Source organism: Streptomyces pristinaespiralis (assembly GCF_001278075.1).
Lineage (GTDB): Bacteria > Actinomycetota > Actinomycetes > Streptomycetales > Streptomycetaceae > Streptomyces > Streptomyces pristinaespiralis.
Genome location: NZ_CP011340.1, coordinates 7,972,331 through 7,987,986, shown reverse-complemented (window position 1 = coordinate 7,987,986; position 15,656 = coordinate 7,972,331). Strand labels below are relative to the sequence as shown.

Below are 15,656 nucleotides of genomic sequence, written 5' to 3'. Positions count from 1 at the left end.
GCCGGTCCCGGACCGGAAGGGGCGCGGCGGGGGAACGCCCCCGCCGCGCCCCTTCCGCCTCACGCTGCCCTGTCCCGCAGCGTCACCACGCTCCGGCGCACCTCGGCGGTGGTGCCGTTCACCGTCACCGCCAGCGTGAACTCCCCGGGACGCAGCGCCGTGAGGCGGCCCGTCGCCGGATCGAACGACGCCACATGGCGGCCGCGCGCGTCGTCCACGCGGCCGATGTGGAGGCTGGGCGAGCCGGACCAGTCCGCGCTGACGGGGAACGCCACGGGAACGCGGCGCGTGCCCTGGACGACGGTCGCCTCCGCGTCCCCGCTCTCGCCGGGCCGCAGCGCGGCGGGCGCCTGAAGGTCCAGGCCGTCCACGTGCGTCCGGGTCTGCACGGAGAGCCAGTCGGGCCGGGCCTCCCACGGCGCACGGCGCGCCGACAGCTGCTCGGCGCGTGAGACGTCGTCGACGCCGACGAGCGACCAGCCCGTGAAGCCGCCCTCGTCCGCCGGACCGGCCGGGGCCTTGCCGGAGTTGCCGTTGACGAGGTAGGGAACGCCGTCCACGTGGGCGGCGTGGAAGACGCCGACATGGCTGCCGATCAGCGCCGCGCCCTTGCCCGTCGTACGGCGGAACTCCGCCAGCCAGTTCTCGATCAGCGCGGCCTCCTTGCGGTCACCGAGCCGGCTGGCCTGCTGGACGGTCGGGTCGCGCGGCGGGACGTGCTCGACGACCATCACGGACCCGACGCCCGGGTCGGCCGCCGCCGCGTCGAGCTGGGCACGCAGCTCCTTGATCTGGGCGAGCCCGCCTCCCCGCAGCGTCAGGCTGGAGGTGTCCAGGGTGACGAAACGGGTGCCCCGGTGGTCGAAGGTGCGCTGCGCCGGCCCGAACTCGGCGACGAAGTTGTCGATCTTCCCGCCCATCACCTCGTGGTTGCCGGGCACGTAGTACCAGGGCAGGTCGTCCCCCAGCTCCTCGTCCAGCACACGGCGGGCGAACGCCAGGTCGGCCGGTGAGCCCTCGTCCACGAGGTCGCCGTTGACGACGAGGAAGTCGGGCCGTGCCGCCTTGATCTCCCTGAGGGTCCGGCGGGCCTGGGCGACGATCGGGCTGTCCGGGGCGCGGGCGACGAACTGCGCGTCGGACATGACGGCGAACTGCCAGTCGCGCCCTTCCGTGACGGCCGCGGGATCGATCAGCGGATCGACGACGGGAGGCACTCGGGGCAGGTCGACCGCGGGGGGCACCTGCGCGTCGAGTCCGTCGATGACGATCCCTCCGGTGTACTGCCGGTTCGCGGCGGTCTCCGCCAGGTAGAACCGGTGCACCGCCAGCGGCGTCGCCGCGCCCTGCGGCACGTCGAACTTCACCTGCCGCCAGCCCGTCCAGGTGATGTAGGGCCCGCGCAGCAGCTGATCGGACCCGGCGGCGTCCTTCAGGTGGAGCGTGGGCCAGGCGCCGTTGCCGTCGCCCTTAATCCAGAGCGTGAAGGACTGCGGCTGTCCGGCGACCGTGATCCGCTGCGGCGGGTTGGCGTAGGCGGCCCGCGTCGCCGTCGACCGGGTGAAGTCGTAGGCGAGGTGGAGGCCCGTGCCGTCGTGTCCGTCCGGTGTCGCCGCCACGGAGCCGGTCGCACGGGCCTGGGTGAAGGTCCACGAACCGGCGTCGTCGAAGCCGGTGACGGCCTGCTCGGCGAGGCCGACGCTCACGGCGAGCGTGGTGCTCACACCCCCGGCGGTCGCGGTGACGCGGCCGGCGGTGCTGCCTGCGGTGCGCGCGGAGACGGTGAAGGAGCCGCGTCCGTCGTCGCGGACGTCGAACAGCTCCTTGTCGTAGTCGAGTCGTACGTCGGAGGGCTCGATCGGCGCGCTGTTGCCCTGGGCGTCGAGGCCGAGGATGCCGAAGGTGCCGGCCGCGCCGGGGACGGCGAGTGAGACCCGTCGGGTGGTCGGCTCGATGCGGGCCAGGTCGTCGAGCACCGTGAGCCGGATGTCGCCCGCGGCGCCGGCGCGTTCGGCGCGGACGTCGGTCGTGCCGCTGCGCCGTGCCCGGAAGACGCCGTCCTCGTCGACCCGGCCGACGGAGGGCCGCAGGGTGCGCCAGTGCGGGGCGCCGGCGGCCGGTCCGTACGTCTCGTCGTAGCCCGCGGCGGTGAGCCTGCGGGTGAGGCCGGGGAACACGCGCTCCGGGTGTCCGCCGAGCACCGGGTCGGCGGTGGGGGCCAGGGACGCCGGTACGGCGGTCTCGACCCAGTAGCCGCGCAGCGTGCCGCTGCCGTCGGGGGCCGTGAGGGCGAGGCCGTTGGGGACCTCGCGCTCGCTGCCGTCGGAGGGGCTGTTCTCCACCTGGAGCGCGTCACTGCCCGGTTCGCGGGCTACCAGGGTCGACGAGCCGCCGCCGTCGAGGTTCAGTGCGTTGTGCGCACCGGCCTTCTTCATCATCAGGGCGAGCTCGGTGAGGGTGACGCCGCCGCTGTCGGCCTGCCGGCCGTCGACGGTGATGATCTGCATCGCCCGCCCGTCCTTGGAGAAGCCGACGGCGGTGCGGGGCGCGGCGGTGTTGTTGCCGGCGCCGTCGTGGTTCTGTGCGACGCCGTCGACGACGAGGAGTTCACGGCCGCCGACCGCGGTGCGCGGCACCGGGCCGCTGTCGGTGCGGGGCCGGTACTCCACCTGCACCGCGTCGCCCGGCCGCAGGGCGGCGAGCACTTCGGCCCCGGCCTCGCGGCCGACGAGGACCGTGGTGCCGTCGGGCACGGCTCCGGTGCCGGGCCGGTCGCGCACGTCGACGACCTTGCCGTCGCGTACGACGGCCTCCGCGACGGGCGTCGCCGCGTCGGTGGTGAGGGCGCGGTCCGCCTCGCCCCACGTCGAGGTGTACGCCCCGATCCCGCCGGCCGGGACGTTGGCGGCGTTGTACGCACCGAGCGGGTGGGTCCCGCCGGGCACGGTGAGGGTGCCCTCGAAGTACATCTGCAGCACCCGGCCCGCGCCTTCCGGGCCGATGCCGACGGCCCGGTGCGCTCCTGGGGCGGGCGAGTGGGTGATCTCGCCGTCCTTGACGCCGGGGCCCTGCGGCGCGCCGGTCTGGTTGATGTCGAAGAAGTCCCCGTTGATCGCGGCGACGGTTCGGCGGCCCTCGCCGGCGTCGTGCCGGGCGGCGAGTTCCGAGACGCTGCCGCGGTCGGCGACCTTTCCCGAGGACAGGTAGTCGGTCCGTACGGCGCTGCCCAGGTCGACGGAGAGCGCGTCGACGCGCAGCCACTTGTCGGCCTCGAGCCGGTCGTAGGAGGTGAGCCGGACGCCGGGGGCGATCGGCCGGGACGCGCGGGCGGTCTCGATGCCGTCGGGATCGGCGACGGCTGTCTGGCTGCCGCCCGGTGCGCTGGCGGGCGGCGGCGCGATGGGCCGCAGTATTTCGGCGGACTGCCGTGGCGGGGGCGGTGGATCGGCGACGGCGGGGGCGGTGGCCCCCACCACGAGTGCGGACAGCGTCGCGGCCAGCACGACGGTGTGTCTTGCTCTGCCAAGGCCCACAAGTACTCCTGGAGGATGGCTGGTTGAGCGTGCAGTAAGCGCTGTCGGCGGACAGCATCGCCGGGCCAAGAGGATCGCGCCAGATGTCGGGATGAAGGACGGGAGAACACAGGGAACGCACAGGCATCTTCGCGTGACGGGGCATCAGCGACCGGTGTCACCACGCCGACGCCGTGACGACTGCCACGGGCACCGGGAAACCGGCCGTCGTCGGGTGTCGCGGGGGCGACGGACCGGATGCGGCGTCATACCGTCTGCGCGGTCCCGGACCTGGCGCCCGCTGCGGCCGATCGCACGGCCGCAGCCGGTGGGCCGACGGATCGGACGCGGCGGCGGAGGCGGTCGATCACGACGGCACGCGCCGGGGTCCGCGCGGAAGAGGCCACGCGACTGCGCGGCGCTGGCCGGCCGCGCGACCGCACAACCGGGTACTGCCCCGGGCCACGCGACCGCACGTACTGCCCCGGGCCGCGCGACCGCACCACCCACGGCGGTGCCCCGGGCCGCACGCACACCCAGGACCCCGTCCCGACCGCGCGGACCCCGGACAGCGAAAGGCGGGCGGACCGTCACGGTCCGCCCGCCTACGTCATGTCAGTGCTGGGCGCTACGGCGCTTGCGCGCGGCCCACATGATGCCGCCGCCCGCGAGGATCACCGCGGCAGCCGCTCCGGCGATGATCGGGGTGGCGCTGGAGCCACCGGTCTCGGCCAGGCCGCCACCGGGCGTCGTGCTCGGCGGCGCGGAAGGCGTCGCGGGGGCACTGGTCGCGGGGGCACTGGTGGCCGGCGCGCTGGTGCTCGGCGTCTCGCTGGGGGTGGGCGAGGTCTCGCTCGGCGTCGGCGAGGGGGGCGTCGTCGACGGCGTCGGGCTCGGGGACTCGTCCTCGCAGACCGGCGCGGTCTTGGACTCGTCGCGCGAGAACTGGTCGCCGTCACCGGCCACGACGACCAGACGGACGGTGAGTTCCTTGTCGTGCTCGGGCAGGGCGAGCTTGTCGTGGAACTCCTTCTTGAAGGTCTTCGTCGGCAGCAGTTCCTTGCCGTCCACCGTGATGGTCACGGTGTTGTCCTCGGTGGGGCTGTACGCGGTCAGGTCGACGCTGACCTCGTCACAGGTCACCGACCACACCGGCGTGTGCGCGATCGCCGGGGCGGCGGAAAGGCCGACGCCGAGCGCGCCGGCCGAAGCGACGGCTATGAGCGCTCCCGTACGCCGCCACGTTCTTCTGGTCTCAGTCACTGATTCCTCCACAATTACCGCGCCAATGCGTCTGGCGGTGCGCGCACAGTACCGCCGACGCCTCACGGCACGACAACCGCCCCATCCCCTTGAGGGATACGGCGGCTGAAATCGCGTCAGTCGAGCCCGCGGCGCGTCGCGAGGGTCCATGCGGGCAGAACGAACCAGCACACCACGAACCACACCACCATCGCGATGACGAGCCACAGCGCGATCGTGTCGTCGAGCACCACCCGGAGGATCAGCAGGAGGGCGGACGCCATCGTGCACAGCAGCAGCACGAGACCGAGCACGGTCAGGCGGGAGGCCCAGGAAACCGTCTGCGGCTTGAGGCGACGGCCGGTGAGCATCCGGTGGAACGCCACGGGCCCGATGAGCACCCCGGTGGTCGCGGCGCCCAGTACGACGGTCACCGAGTAGATCGTCTGGTCGGTCTGCGACAGATCGACGAAGCGTGGCTGAAACGCGACCGTCAGCAGGAAACCGAAGAGGATCTGTACGCCTGTCTGCGCGACCCGCAATTCCTGGAGGAGGTCGGCCCATCTGCGGTCGGCCCTTTCCTCCGGTGTCTCGTCGCGGCCGCGTGAGCCATTTCCCTTTCCATTGCCGTTGCCCCTGTTCCGGTCCATTACCCTCAGGCTCCATTCGCATCGGACAGTGTGTGCGGCGGGAAAATGCGGGCACCCGCCGTCATGGAGGTGCAGACAATGGTTCCTATCCTGCTCGTTCTCCTTCTCGCCGTCGTTCTGTTCGGCGCGGGATTCGCGGTGGAGGTCCTGTGGTGGATCGCCCTCGCCGTCCTGGTGATCTGGGTGCTGGGATTCCTGATGCGCAGCACGACGGCGGGCGGCGGGCGCTCTCGCTGGTACAGGTGGTAGACGGGTGACGAAGGGCCGCTCCTATCGCAGGGCGGCAAGTCGGCGGCCGGCGGGGCCCAGTGCCCGCCGGCCGCCGCGCGCGTCGCCCCACGGGTCGGTGCGTGCCTGTTCGAGCGCGTTCGCGACCGTCCAGCGCCGTGGGCCCGTCCGCGGGTCGTCCAGCTGGTCCCGGCTGATCGGTACGGCGACCGGCGCTCCGGCCCTGGCCCGCACGGAATAGGGCGTCACCGCGGTCTGCGCGTAGCCGTTGCGCTGCACGTCCAGGTAGAGCCGGCCACCGCGGGCCTGCTTGCGCACGGCGGTGGTCAGGTGGTCGGGGTCGCGACGCGCGAGGGTCTCGGCCACCTCCTGCGCGAAGGAGCGTGTCCCGTCGAAGTCGGTGTCGCCGGACAGGGGGACGATCACATGGAGCCCACGGGAGCCGGTGGTCATCAGGACCGGGTCGAGGCGCAGGTCGTCGAGGAGCTCACCCAGCTGCCGCGCCGCGCGCCGTACCGTCTCGAAGTCCTCGGCGGTGTCGCCCGAGGGGTCGAGATCGAAGACCAGCCGGTCGGGCCGCTCGAGCCGGCCGGCCCGTGACTGCCACCGGTGGAAGGTGATGCACGCCTGGTCGACGAGGTGCATCAAGGTGGCGGTGTTGTCGCACACGGTGTGGATCACGGTGCCGCCCTCCTTGCCGACCTCGGCCCTTCGCACCCAGTCCGGGTAGTTCTCCGGCGTGTTCTTCTGCATGAAGCGTGGCCCGCCGATGCCGTCGGGGTGCCGTTCCAGCATCAGCGGCCGGCCGCGCAGCTGCGGCAGCATGTGCGGCGCGATCGCGCGGTAGTACTCGGCGAGATCCGCCTTGGTGATGCCGTCGTCGGGGAAGAGCACCTTGTCCGGCCGCTGGATCTCGACGGTCCGCCCGCCGGCCCGGACGGAGTGGGTCCGCTCCTTCTTCACGGGCGCACCATGGCTTCCGCGACGAGCAGGCGCACGGCGGCGCTGATGGATTCGGCGTCGATGCCGGAGGCGTGCAGTTGTTCCGCCGGCGCGGCGGACGCGGGGATGTTGCGCACCCCGAGCCGTATCAGCCGCGGCATGGGGCGTCCGTCGGAGAACGCCTCCGCCACCGCGTCGCCGAGGCCGCCCTCCGTGCGGTGGTCCTCCACGGTCAGCAGACAGCCGGTGTCGTCGGCCGCGCTCTGCAGGGTGCCCGCGTCGACGGGCTTGACCGAGTAGAGGTCGACGACGCGCACCGGGATGCCTTCCCGTTCGAGGACGGTGGCCGCCGTCATCGCCTCGTGCACGGTCACTCCCGCGGCGATGACGCACACGCGGTCGCGGTGGGAGGCGCGCAGCACCTTGGCGCCGCCGACGGGGAAGTCCTCCTCGGGGCCGTAGATCACCGGCATGTCGGAGCGGCTGGTGCGCAGGTAGCTCACGTTCGGCAGATCGGCCATGGCCGCGACGAGCCGTGCTGTCTGGTTGGCGTCGCACGGGTAGAGGACGGTGCTGCCGGGGACCGAGCGGAACATCGCGAGGTCCTCGAGGCCCATCTGCGAGGGCCCGTCCTGGCCGATGGCGACGCCGGCGTGGGATCCGACGAGGTTGATGGAGGCGCGGCTGACGGCGGCCATCCGGATGAAGTCGTGGGCGCGGGTCAGGAAGGCCGCGAAGGTGCCGGCGTAGGGGACGTAGCCCCGTGTGTACATGCCGACGGCCGCGGCCACGAGCTGCTGCTCCGCGATGTAGCACTGGAAGTGGCGGCCGGGATGCTCCTTGGCGAAGTACTCGGTGCGCGTCGAGTCGCCGACCTCGGCGTCGAGGGCGACGACGTCCGTGCGTGCGGAGCCGAGCGCGGCCAGGGCCTGCCCGTATGCGGTGCGGGTGGCCACCTCGTCGCCGGTGTCGTAGGTGGGCAGGGTGAGCCCGCCGGTGTGCCGCTCGTGCAGGACCCGGGCGGGCGGGGGCTGCTGGACCTCGATCCTGGCGGTGCGCACACCGCCCAGTTCCGCGATCGCGTCCGACACGTCCGACAGGGGCTTGCCGTGCTTGCCCTCCTGGTCCGCCACGGCGGCCACGCCGTGGCCCTTCTCGGTGCGGGCGATGACGGCTGTGGGGCGGCCGACGGTGCCCGCGGCCTCCGACAGGGCGTCGTCGACGGCGCGGACGTCGTGCCCGTCGATCTCGACGGTGTGCCAGCCGAAGGCCTGAAGACGTCGGGCGTACGCGTCGAGGTCCCAGCCGAAACGCGTGGGGCCGCGCTGGCCGAGCCGGTTCACGTCGAGGATCAGGGTGAGGTTGTCCAGCCGTTCGAACGAGGCGTGTTCCACGGCCTCCCAGACGGAGCCCTCCGCCATCTCGCTGTCGCCGGACATCACCCACACGCGGTACGGGATCTGGTCCAGCCGCTTGCCGGCGAGGGCCATGCCGACACCGACGGGCAGTCCCTGGCCGAGGGAGCCGGTGGCCACGTCGACCCAGGGGAGCCGGGGGGTGGGGTGTCCTTCGAGGCGGCTGCCGTGCTTGCGGAAGGTGAGGAGTTCCTCCTCGTCGATGGCCCCGGCCGCCACGTACATGGCGTACAGCAGCGGTGACGCGTGCCCCTTGGAGAGCACGAGCCGGTCGTTGCCCGGGTGCTCGGGCCGGTCGAAGTCGTAGCGCAGGTGGTGGGCCAGCAGCACGGCGCCGAGGTCGGCCGCGGACATGGAAGAGGTGGGATGCCCGGATCCCGCGGCGTCGGCGGCGCGTACCGCGTCGACGCGCAACTGCTGTGCCAGCTCTGCGAGTTGTTCGTCCTGCATGTCACTGCTCCTTGGAATGGGCGCCGCCGACCCGCGCCAGTTCGGGCGAGGCGGTGTCCAGCGGCACCGACCAGGAACGCACCAGCCCCAGCTGGACCGCCTGCCGGGGCAGTACGGCGTCCAGCGCCCAGTCGGCGGCGACGCGCACCCGGTTGCCGGGCATCGCGGCGAGGTGGTAGCCGCGTGTGACCGCGCCCGCGAGCGGGCCGGACAGCGCCACGGCGAGCGGGTTCGCGGCGGCCTTGACGCCTCCGAGGTCGACGGCGAAGCCGAGGTCGTGGTGGGAGTAGGCGCGGGCGGTGCCCCGGCCGAGGGATGCGGCGACGTTGACGCCCGCGGTCCTGCCCTGCCGGGAGGCGTGCTGGGCCGTCATCGGCGTGTACTCGCCCGGCCTGGTGACGTCGGGGACCGCGGCGGCGTCGCCGCAGGCGAAGACCTCGGGGTGGCCGGGCACGGTGAGCCGGGAGTCGACGACCAGCCGCCCGCGCTCGACGGGCAGTCCGACCTCCGAGACGAGCGGGTCGGGCCGCACACCCACGCACCAGACCAGGGTGCGGGTGGCGATGTCGTCCCCGTCGTCGAGCAGCGCCCCGCTCGCCGTCGCCTCCTTGACGGAGGTCCTGGTGCGGACCTCGACGCCCCGCTCGCGCAGCACCCGGTCCGCGGTGTCGGAGAGCTTGCGGTCGAGCTCGGGGAGGACCCGTTCCGCGATGTCGACCAGGATCCAGCGCGGCGGGGGTTCGGGGTGGCCGGTGCGCAGCCGTTGCCCCAGAGCCCGGGTGAACAGGGCGCCCTGGGCGGCGACTTCGGTGCCGGTGTAGCCGGCCCCGACGACGACGAAGGTGCGGCGGGCGGTGCGCTCCTCCACGGTCTCCGCGGTGGCGGCGAGCTCCATCTGCCGGGTGACGTGGTCCCGCAGGTAGAGGGCTTCCGGCAGTCCGCGGAAGCCGTGCGCGTGTTCGGCGACACCGGGAACGGGGAGCAGCTTGTTGACGCTGCCGACGGCGAGGACCAGCCGGTCGTAGTCGAGCCGGCCGGACCCGCCCTCGGGGCCTTCGTAGTGGACGTACCGCCCTTCGAGGTCGACCCCTGTGGCCCGGCCGAGGACCAGACGGACCCGCGGCAGCGAGCCGGGCAGGGACACGGTGACCCTGCGGGGTTCGAGGATCCCTGCCGCCACCTGCGGCAGGAGCGGCAGGTAGAGGAAGTAGTCGGTCGGGTTGAGCAGGACCACCTCCGCCTCGTCGCGGAGGGTCCGGCTGAGTGTGCGGGCCGCCTGGAATCCGGCGAACCCGGCTCCCACGACGACGACTCGGGAACGGCTCACGATCGACTCCGTTCTCAGACGTGAACGGTTACGGGACTTGCGCGTCGAGCGCGCTCCGGGTGCCCTCGGCGGCGCCGGTCAAACCCGGGACCGCTCCCCGGCGCCCCGGTCGGCCCCTGGCCGTTTCCCCGGGCGACGCGTCATCCGTACGTGCGTCGGTTCGGCTTCGCGCGGGCGGTGGTGCGCCCCTGTCCTCATGCGTACGTGCGGGGTGATACCTGCCCTCATTCGTACGTGCGCGGGTTCGGCCTGTCCTCGACCACCGGCGTCGTGGGCGGCACGACCACGCGCCGCCGCCGGGCGATGCTGGTGAAGGTGGCGACTCCGATGATGCCGACGGCCATGAGGATCAGCCCGATCACGTCGAGGTTCGCGCCTTCCACCTCCCAGTCGGTGGCGAACGTGAGAATCGCTCCGGCGGCGATCAGGATGATGCATCCGCCAAGACCCATGTGACTCACCTGTTTCTGTCAGTTCGGGGGTCCGTTCTTGTCCCTGTCGGCTTGTCCGTTGCGGGTACCCGCCTGAGGTAGGGCCATACATGGGCCGGGCGGCACGAGGTGGGCGGGCTCCCGGATAGGGCACGCCGCGCACTGGATCAAGAGCGCCCCGGGGAGGGCAAGGTCACAGCCGCCGGACCTGCTGTGACTGTGGGTACTGACCTAACATCCGGGGCATGACGGTCCTCCCCGATGACGGGTTCTCACTGGCCGCCGAGTTTCCGGATGCGACCCATGAGCAGTGGCAGCGCCTTGTCGAAGGCGTACTGCGCAAGGCAGGCAAGGACGCGGCGGGCGCGGCGGCAGAGGACGCACTGTCCACGGCGCTGGAGGACGGGATCGCCACCCGTCCTCTGTACACGTCCGCAGACGGTGCCGACTCGGCCGGTTTCCCCGGTTTCGCTCCCTTCACCCGCGGCGGCAGGCCGGAGGGCGGCTCGGTGGCGGGCTGGGACGTGCGCCAGCGTCACGAGCGGCCCGACCCGGCCCGTACGAACGAGGCGGTCCTCGCCGACCTGGAGAACGGCGCGGCCTCCGTGTGGCTGGCCGTCGGGGACGCGGGCGTACCCGTCGACGGCCTGGCCACCGCCCTGGATGGCGTCCACCTGGACCTGGCTCCCGTCGTGCTGGACGCGGGCGGTGACTTCGACGCCGCGGCACGTGCACTCCTCGGCCTGTACGAGAAGCGGGCGACCGCGCCTCGCGCGGCGCTCGGCCATCTCGGCGCGGACCCTCTGGGCCATGCCGCACGCACCGGCCGTCACGCGGACATCGAGGAACGGACCTCCGTCGCCGCCGAGCTGGCGGTCCTCTGCCACACCACGTATCCGAATCTGCGCGCGGTGAGCGTCGACGCGCTCCCCTATCACGAGGCCGGCGCCAGTGCCGCGCAGGAGCTGGGCTGTTCGCTCGCCACCGGTGTCTCCTGGCTCCGGGACCTGACCGCCGCCGGGCTGGACGCCGAAGCGGCCTGCGGGCAGCTGGAGTTCCGGTACGCGGCCACCGCCGACCAGTTCCTGACGATCGCCAAGCTGCGCGCGGCCCGCCGGCTGTGGGCCCGGGTGGCCGAGGTGTGCGGGGTGACCGGGGGCGGCGCCGCCCAGCGCCAGCACGCGGTGACGTCGGCCGTGATGATGACGCGCCGGGACCCGTGGGTGAACATGCTGCGCACGACGGTCGCCTCGCTGGCGGCCGGCGCGGGCGGCGCCGACGCGGTGACCGTGCTCCCCTTCGACCACGCGCTGGGCCTGCCGGACGCGTTCGCGCGCCGGATCGCCCGCAACACGTCCTCGATCCTGCTGGAGGAGTCGCACCTCGGCCGGGTCGTCGACCCGGCCGGCGGCTCCTGGTACGTGGAGCAGCTCACGGACGAGCTCGCCCGGGCGGCCTGGGCGTGGTTCCAGGAGATCGAACGCGCCGGCGGCCTGGCCGCCGCGCTGCGCGGCGGACTCGTCGCCGAGCGCCTCGGCACCACATGGGAGAGCCGCCGCAGCAGGCTCGACACCCGCCGCGAACCGGTCACGGGCGTCAGCGAGTTCCCGCTGCTCGCTGAGCCGGCGGTGGAGCGCGACCCGGCGCCGCGCCGGCCGGAGGGGGGCCTGCCGGTGGTCCGCCGCGACGAGGCGTTCGAGGAGCTGCGGGCACGTTCCGACGCGCATCTGGCGGCGACCGGCGCCCGGCCCAGGTTGTTCGTCGCGGCGCTCGGCCCGGCGTCCGCGCACACCGCGCGGGCGGGTTTCGCGGCCAACCTCTTCCAGGCCGGCGGCATCGAAACGGTGCACGACCCGGCGAGCGTCGACGCGGCCTCGGCCGCGGCGGCCTTCACGGCGAGCGGCGCGCGGGTGGCGTGCATCTGCTCCAGCGACGCGCTCTACGCGGAGCAGGCGGCGGATGTCGCAGCGGCCCTGAAGGCGGCCGGCGCTCTGCGGGTGTTCCTCGCCGGGCGGCCCGGCGAACAGCGTGAGACGTACGAGAGGGCCGGGGTCGACGAGTTCGTCGTCGCGGGCGGCGACGCGGTCGCCGTGCTGACCGGGGCCCTCGACCGGATCGGAGTGGCGTGATGGGCATCCCGGACTTCACGGGGATCGAGCTGGGTCCCGCCACCGCGGGCACGGCCGACGAGAAGCAGTGGCGCGCGGCGCTCGAGGCCGCCACCGGCAAGGACGCCGGTGAGCTGGTGTGGGAGACACCGGAAGGCATTCCGGTGAAACCGCTGTACACGGACGCGGACCTGGCCGACGTCGACTTCCTCGGTACGTATCCGGGCGTGGCGCCGTACCTGCGCGGCCCGTACCCGACGATGTACGTCAACCAGCCCTGGACGATCCGGCAGTACGCGGGGTTCTCCACGGCGGAGGAGTCGAACGCCTTCTACCGGCGCAATCTGGCGGCGGGCCAGAAGGGCCTGTCCGTCGCGTTCGACCTGCCGACGCACCGCGGGTACGACAGCGACCACCCGCGGGTCACCGGCGACGTCGGCATGGCCGGTGTGGCGATCGACTCGATCTACGACATGCGGCAGCTGTTCGACGGCATCCCGCTGGACCGCATGAGCGTGTCGATGACGATGAACGGGGCGGTGCTGCCCGTCCTCGCGCTGTACATCGTGGCCGCGGAGGAGCAGGGCGTACCGGCGTCGATGCTCGCGGGGACCATCCAGAACGACATCCTCAAGGAGTTCATGGTCCGCAACACCTACATCTATCCGCCCGGCCCGTCGATGCGGATCATCTCGGACATCTTCGCGTACACGGCGCAGAAGATGCCCCGCTACAACTCGATCTCCATCTCCGGTTACCACATCCAGGAGGCCGGGGCCACGGCCGACCTGGAGCTCGCGTACACGCTCGCCGACGGCATGGAGTATCTGCGGGCCGGTATCGGCGCGGGCATGGACGTGGACGCGTTCGCGCCCCGGCTGTCGTTCTTCTGGGCGATCGGCATGAACTTCTTCATGGAGGTCGCGAAGCTGCGGGCGGCGCGGCTGCTGTGGGCGAAGCTGGTGAAGGGCTTCGACCCGAAGAACCCGAAGTCGCTGTCGCTGCGCACCCATTCGCAGACCTCCGGCTGGTCGCTGACGGCGCAGGACGTCTTCAACAACGTCACCCGCACCTGTGTCGAGGCGATGGCCGCGACGCAGGGGCACACCCAGTCGCTGCACACCAACGCCCTCGACGAGGCGCTGGCCCTGCCGACCGACTTCTCCGCGCGCATCGCCCGCAACACCCAACTGCTGCTGCAGCAGGAGTCGGGCACCTGCCGGGTCATCGACCCGTGGGGCGGCAGCGCGTACGTCGAGAAGCTGACGCACGACCTGGCCAGGCGCGCCTGGCGGCACATCGAGGAGGTCGAGGCGGCGGGCGGCATGGCGAAGGCCATCGACGCCGGCATCCCCAAGCTCCGCATCGAGGAGGCCGCCGCGCGCACCCAGGCACGGATCGACTCCGGGCGTCAGCCGGTGATCGGGGTGAACAAGTACCGCGTGGAGTCCGACGAGCAGATCGACGTGCTCAAGGTCGACAACTCGCAGGTGCGCGCCCAGCAGATCGAGAAGCTGCGGCGGCTGCGCGCGGAGCGCGACGAGACCGCGTGCCAGGACGCGCTGCGCGCCCTGACGGCGGCCGCGGCGGCCGGCCACGTCCCAGACGGCGGCCTCGAGGGCAATCTGCTGGCGCTGGCCGTGGACGCGGCCCGTGCCATGGCGACCGTCGGGGAGATCTCCGACGCCCTGGAGAAGGTGTACGGCAGGCACTCCGGGCAGATCCGTACGATCTCGGGTGTGTACAGGAACGAGGCAGGCATGTCGCCCTCGGTGGACGCGACCCGTGCCCTGGTCGACGAGTTCGAGCAGGCGGAGGGCCGGCGGCCGCGCATCCTGGTCGCCAAGATGGGCCAGGACGGGCACGACCGGGGCCAGAAGGTGATCGCGACGGCGTTCGCCGACCTCGGCTTCGACGTGGACGTCGGCCCGCTGTTCCAGACGCCGGCCGAGGTCGCCCGGCAGGCGGTCGAGGCGGACGTCCACATCGTCGGCGTCTCGTCCCTGGCGGCCGGGCACCTGACGCTGGTGCCCGCGCTGCGCGAGGAGCTGGCGGCGGAGGGCCGTGAGGACATCATGATCGTCGTCGGCGGTGTGATCCCGCCGCAGGACGTCCCCGCGCTGCACGAGGCCGGCGCCGCGGCGGTGTTCCCGCCGGGGACGGTGATCCCCGACGCGGCGAGGGACCTGGTGCGGACCCTGGCCGGTTCGCTCGGCCACGAGTTGTCGTAGGGCCCTCCATGCCACCGAAGATCGACATCGACGCCTATGTGAAGGGCGTGCGGGACGGTTCGCGGGCGTACATCGCCCGCGCCGTCACGCTGGTGGAGTCGACCCGCCCGGACCACCGGGCGCTCGCGCAGCGGCTGCTGACCGAGCTGCTGCCGTTCGCCGGGGCGGCCAGGCGGGTGGGCATCAGCGGGGTGCCCGGCGTCGGCAAGTCCACGTTCATCGACGCGCTCGGTTCGATGCTCACGGGGCTCGGACACCGTGTGGCGGTCCTCGCCGTCGACCCGTCGTCCACCCGCACCGGCGGTTCGATCCTGGGCGACAAGACCCGGATGGAGCGCCTGGCGGTGGACCCGGCGGCGTTCGTACGCCCCTCCCCCAGCTCGGGGACGCTGGGCGGGGTCGCCAGGGCGACCCGGGAGACGATGGTCGTCATGGAGGCCGCGGGCTACGACGTCGTCCTGGTGGAGACGGTGGGCGTCGGCCAGTCGGAGACCGCCGTGGCGGGCATGGTCGACTCGTTCCTGCTGCTCAGCCTCGCCCGCACCGGTGACCAGTTGCAGGGCATCAAGAAGGGTGTGCTGGAGCTGGCCGACGTGATCGCCGTCAACAAGGCCGACGGTCCCCACGAGCGCGACGCCCGCTCAGCGGCCCGCGAACTCGCCGGGGCCCTGCGGCTGATGAACCCGGCCGACGCCGCGTGGACCCCGCCCGTGCTGTCGTGCAGCGCCCGGGAGGGCACCGGCCTGGACGCGGTGTGGGAGCGCCTGGAGCAGCACCGTACGGTCCTGGGCTCGACCGGCGCTCTCGACGCCAAGCGCCGCGAGCAGCAGATCGGCTGGACGTGGGCGATGGTCCACGACACCCTGCTGGACCGGCTGCACAGGCACCCCGGGGTGCGGGAGCTGACGGCGGGTCTCGAGGAGCAGGTCCGCGGTGGGCGGCTGACCGCCACACTGGCCGCGGAGCGCATCCTCGAAGCCTTCGCCGAGCCGGAGCCGGGGCAGCCGTAGCGCATGGCGGGGCCGGGTGCGCGGTTCCGCCGACCCGCGCACCCGGCCCGTTCTCCCATCCCATGGCCGCTCGGCCGATCTTCGGGTCCCCGCCTTCCCCGGGTCCAAAC

11 protein-coding genes are annotated in these 15,656 nt (G+C 72.8%); 4 read left to right on the top strand and 7 right to left on the bottom strand.

Annotated features, from left to right (window positions below; translation table 11 throughout):
* Positions 1-59 precede the first annotated feature (59 nt).
* From SPRI_RS34300 to SPRI_RS34290, 3 genes are all read right to left on the bottom strand, one after another.
* Positions 60-3,533 (bottom strand): phosphodiester glycosidase family protein, encoded by a 3,474-nt coding sequence (locus tag SPRI_RS34300; protein WP_053557650.1) that lies wholly within the window; start codon positions 3,531-3,533, stop codon positions 60-62.
* Between the two features lie 594 nt (positions 3,534-4,127).
* Positions 4,128-4,775 carry an LAETG motif-containing sortase-dependent surface protein gene (locus SPRI_RS34295; RefSeq protein WP_162492196.1) on the bottom strand — a complete coding sequence of 216 codons (648 nt, stop codon included), beginning with the start codon at positions 4,773-4,775 and terminating at the stop codon, positions 4,128-4,130.
* 116 nt (positions 4,776-4,891) lie between these two features.
* Positions 4,892-5,404 carry a DUF6328 family protein gene (locus SPRI_RS34290; protein ID WP_005321273.1) on the bottom strand — a complete coding sequence of 171 codons (513 nt, stop codon included), beginning with the start codon at positions 5,402-5,404 and terminating at the stop codon, positions 4,892-4,894.
* 78 nt (positions 5,405-5,482) lie between these two features.
* Between SPRI_RS34290 and SPRI_RS34285 the strand changes: the two genes are divergently transcribed.
* Complete coding sequence (locus SPRI_RS34285; RefSeq protein WP_005321272.1) at positions 5,483-5,653, top strand: hypothetical protein; 171 nt, start codon at positions 5,483-5,485, stop codon at positions 5,651-5,653.
* Positions 5,654-5,674: 21 nt separating this feature from the next.
* On the opposite strand, the gene ligD is transcribed toward SPRI_RS34285, so the two are convergent.
* From ligD to SPRI_RS34265, 4 genes are all read right to left on the bottom strand, one after another.
* The gene (gene ligD / locus SPRI_RS34280; RefSeq protein ID WP_053557649.1) at positions 5,675-6,595 is read right to left on the bottom strand and encodes a non-homologous end-joining DNA ligase; all 921 of its coding nucleotides are present in this window, start codon (positions 6,593-6,595) and stop codon (positions 5,675-5,677) included.
* Positions 6,592-8,439: a transketolase gene (locus tag SPRI_RS34275; RefSeq protein ID WP_005321267.1), complete on the bottom strand. Its 1,848-nt coding sequence runs from the start codon at positions 8,437-8,439 to the stop codon at positions 6,592-6,594. Before SPRI_RS34275 ends, ligD begins: the two co-directional genes overlap by 4 nt.
* 1 nt (position 8,440) lies before the next feature.
* A complete protein-coding gene (locus SPRI_RS34270; RefSeq protein WP_037775512.1) occupies positions 8,441-9,766 on the bottom strand; it encodes an NAD(P)/FAD-dependent oxidoreductase in 1,326 nt (441 codons plus the stop codon).
* 224 nt (positions 9,767-9,990) lie between these two features.
* Positions 9,991-10,218 (bottom strand): DUF6458 family protein, encoded by a 228-nt coding sequence (locus SPRI_RS34265; RefSeq protein WP_037775511.1) that lies wholly within the window; start codon positions 10,216-10,218, stop codon positions 9,991-9,993.
* Between the two features lie 224 nt (positions 10,219-10,442).
* On the opposite strand from SPRI_RS34265, the gene SPRI_RS34260 reads away from it, so the two are divergent.
* The 3 genes from SPRI_RS34260 to meaB are packed head-to-tail and all read left to right on the top strand — an operon-like array spanning position 10,443 to position 15,546.
* The gene (locus SPRI_RS34260) at positions 10,443-12,326 is read left to right on the top strand and encodes a methylmalonyl-CoA mutase family protein (RefSeq protein ID WP_053557648.1); all 1,884 of its coding nucleotides are present in this window, start codon (positions 10,443-10,445) and stop codon (positions 12,324-12,326) included.
* Complete coding sequence (scpA, locus tag SPRI_RS34255; RefSeq protein ID WP_005321253.1) at positions 12,326-14,536, top strand: methylmalonyl-CoA mutase; 2,211 nt, start codon at positions 12,326-12,328, stop codon at positions 14,534-14,536. Before SPRI_RS34260 ends, scpA begins: the two co-directional genes overlap by 1 nt.
* 8 nt (positions 14,537-14,544) lie before the next feature.
* On the top strand, positions 14,545-15,546 hold the full coding sequence (meaB, locus tag SPRI_RS34250) for a methylmalonyl Co-A mutase-associated GTPase MeaB (protein WP_005321251.1): 1,002 nt from the start codon (positions 14,545-14,547) through the stop codon (positions 15,544-15,546).
* Positions 15,547-15,656: the final 110 nt, after the last annotated feature.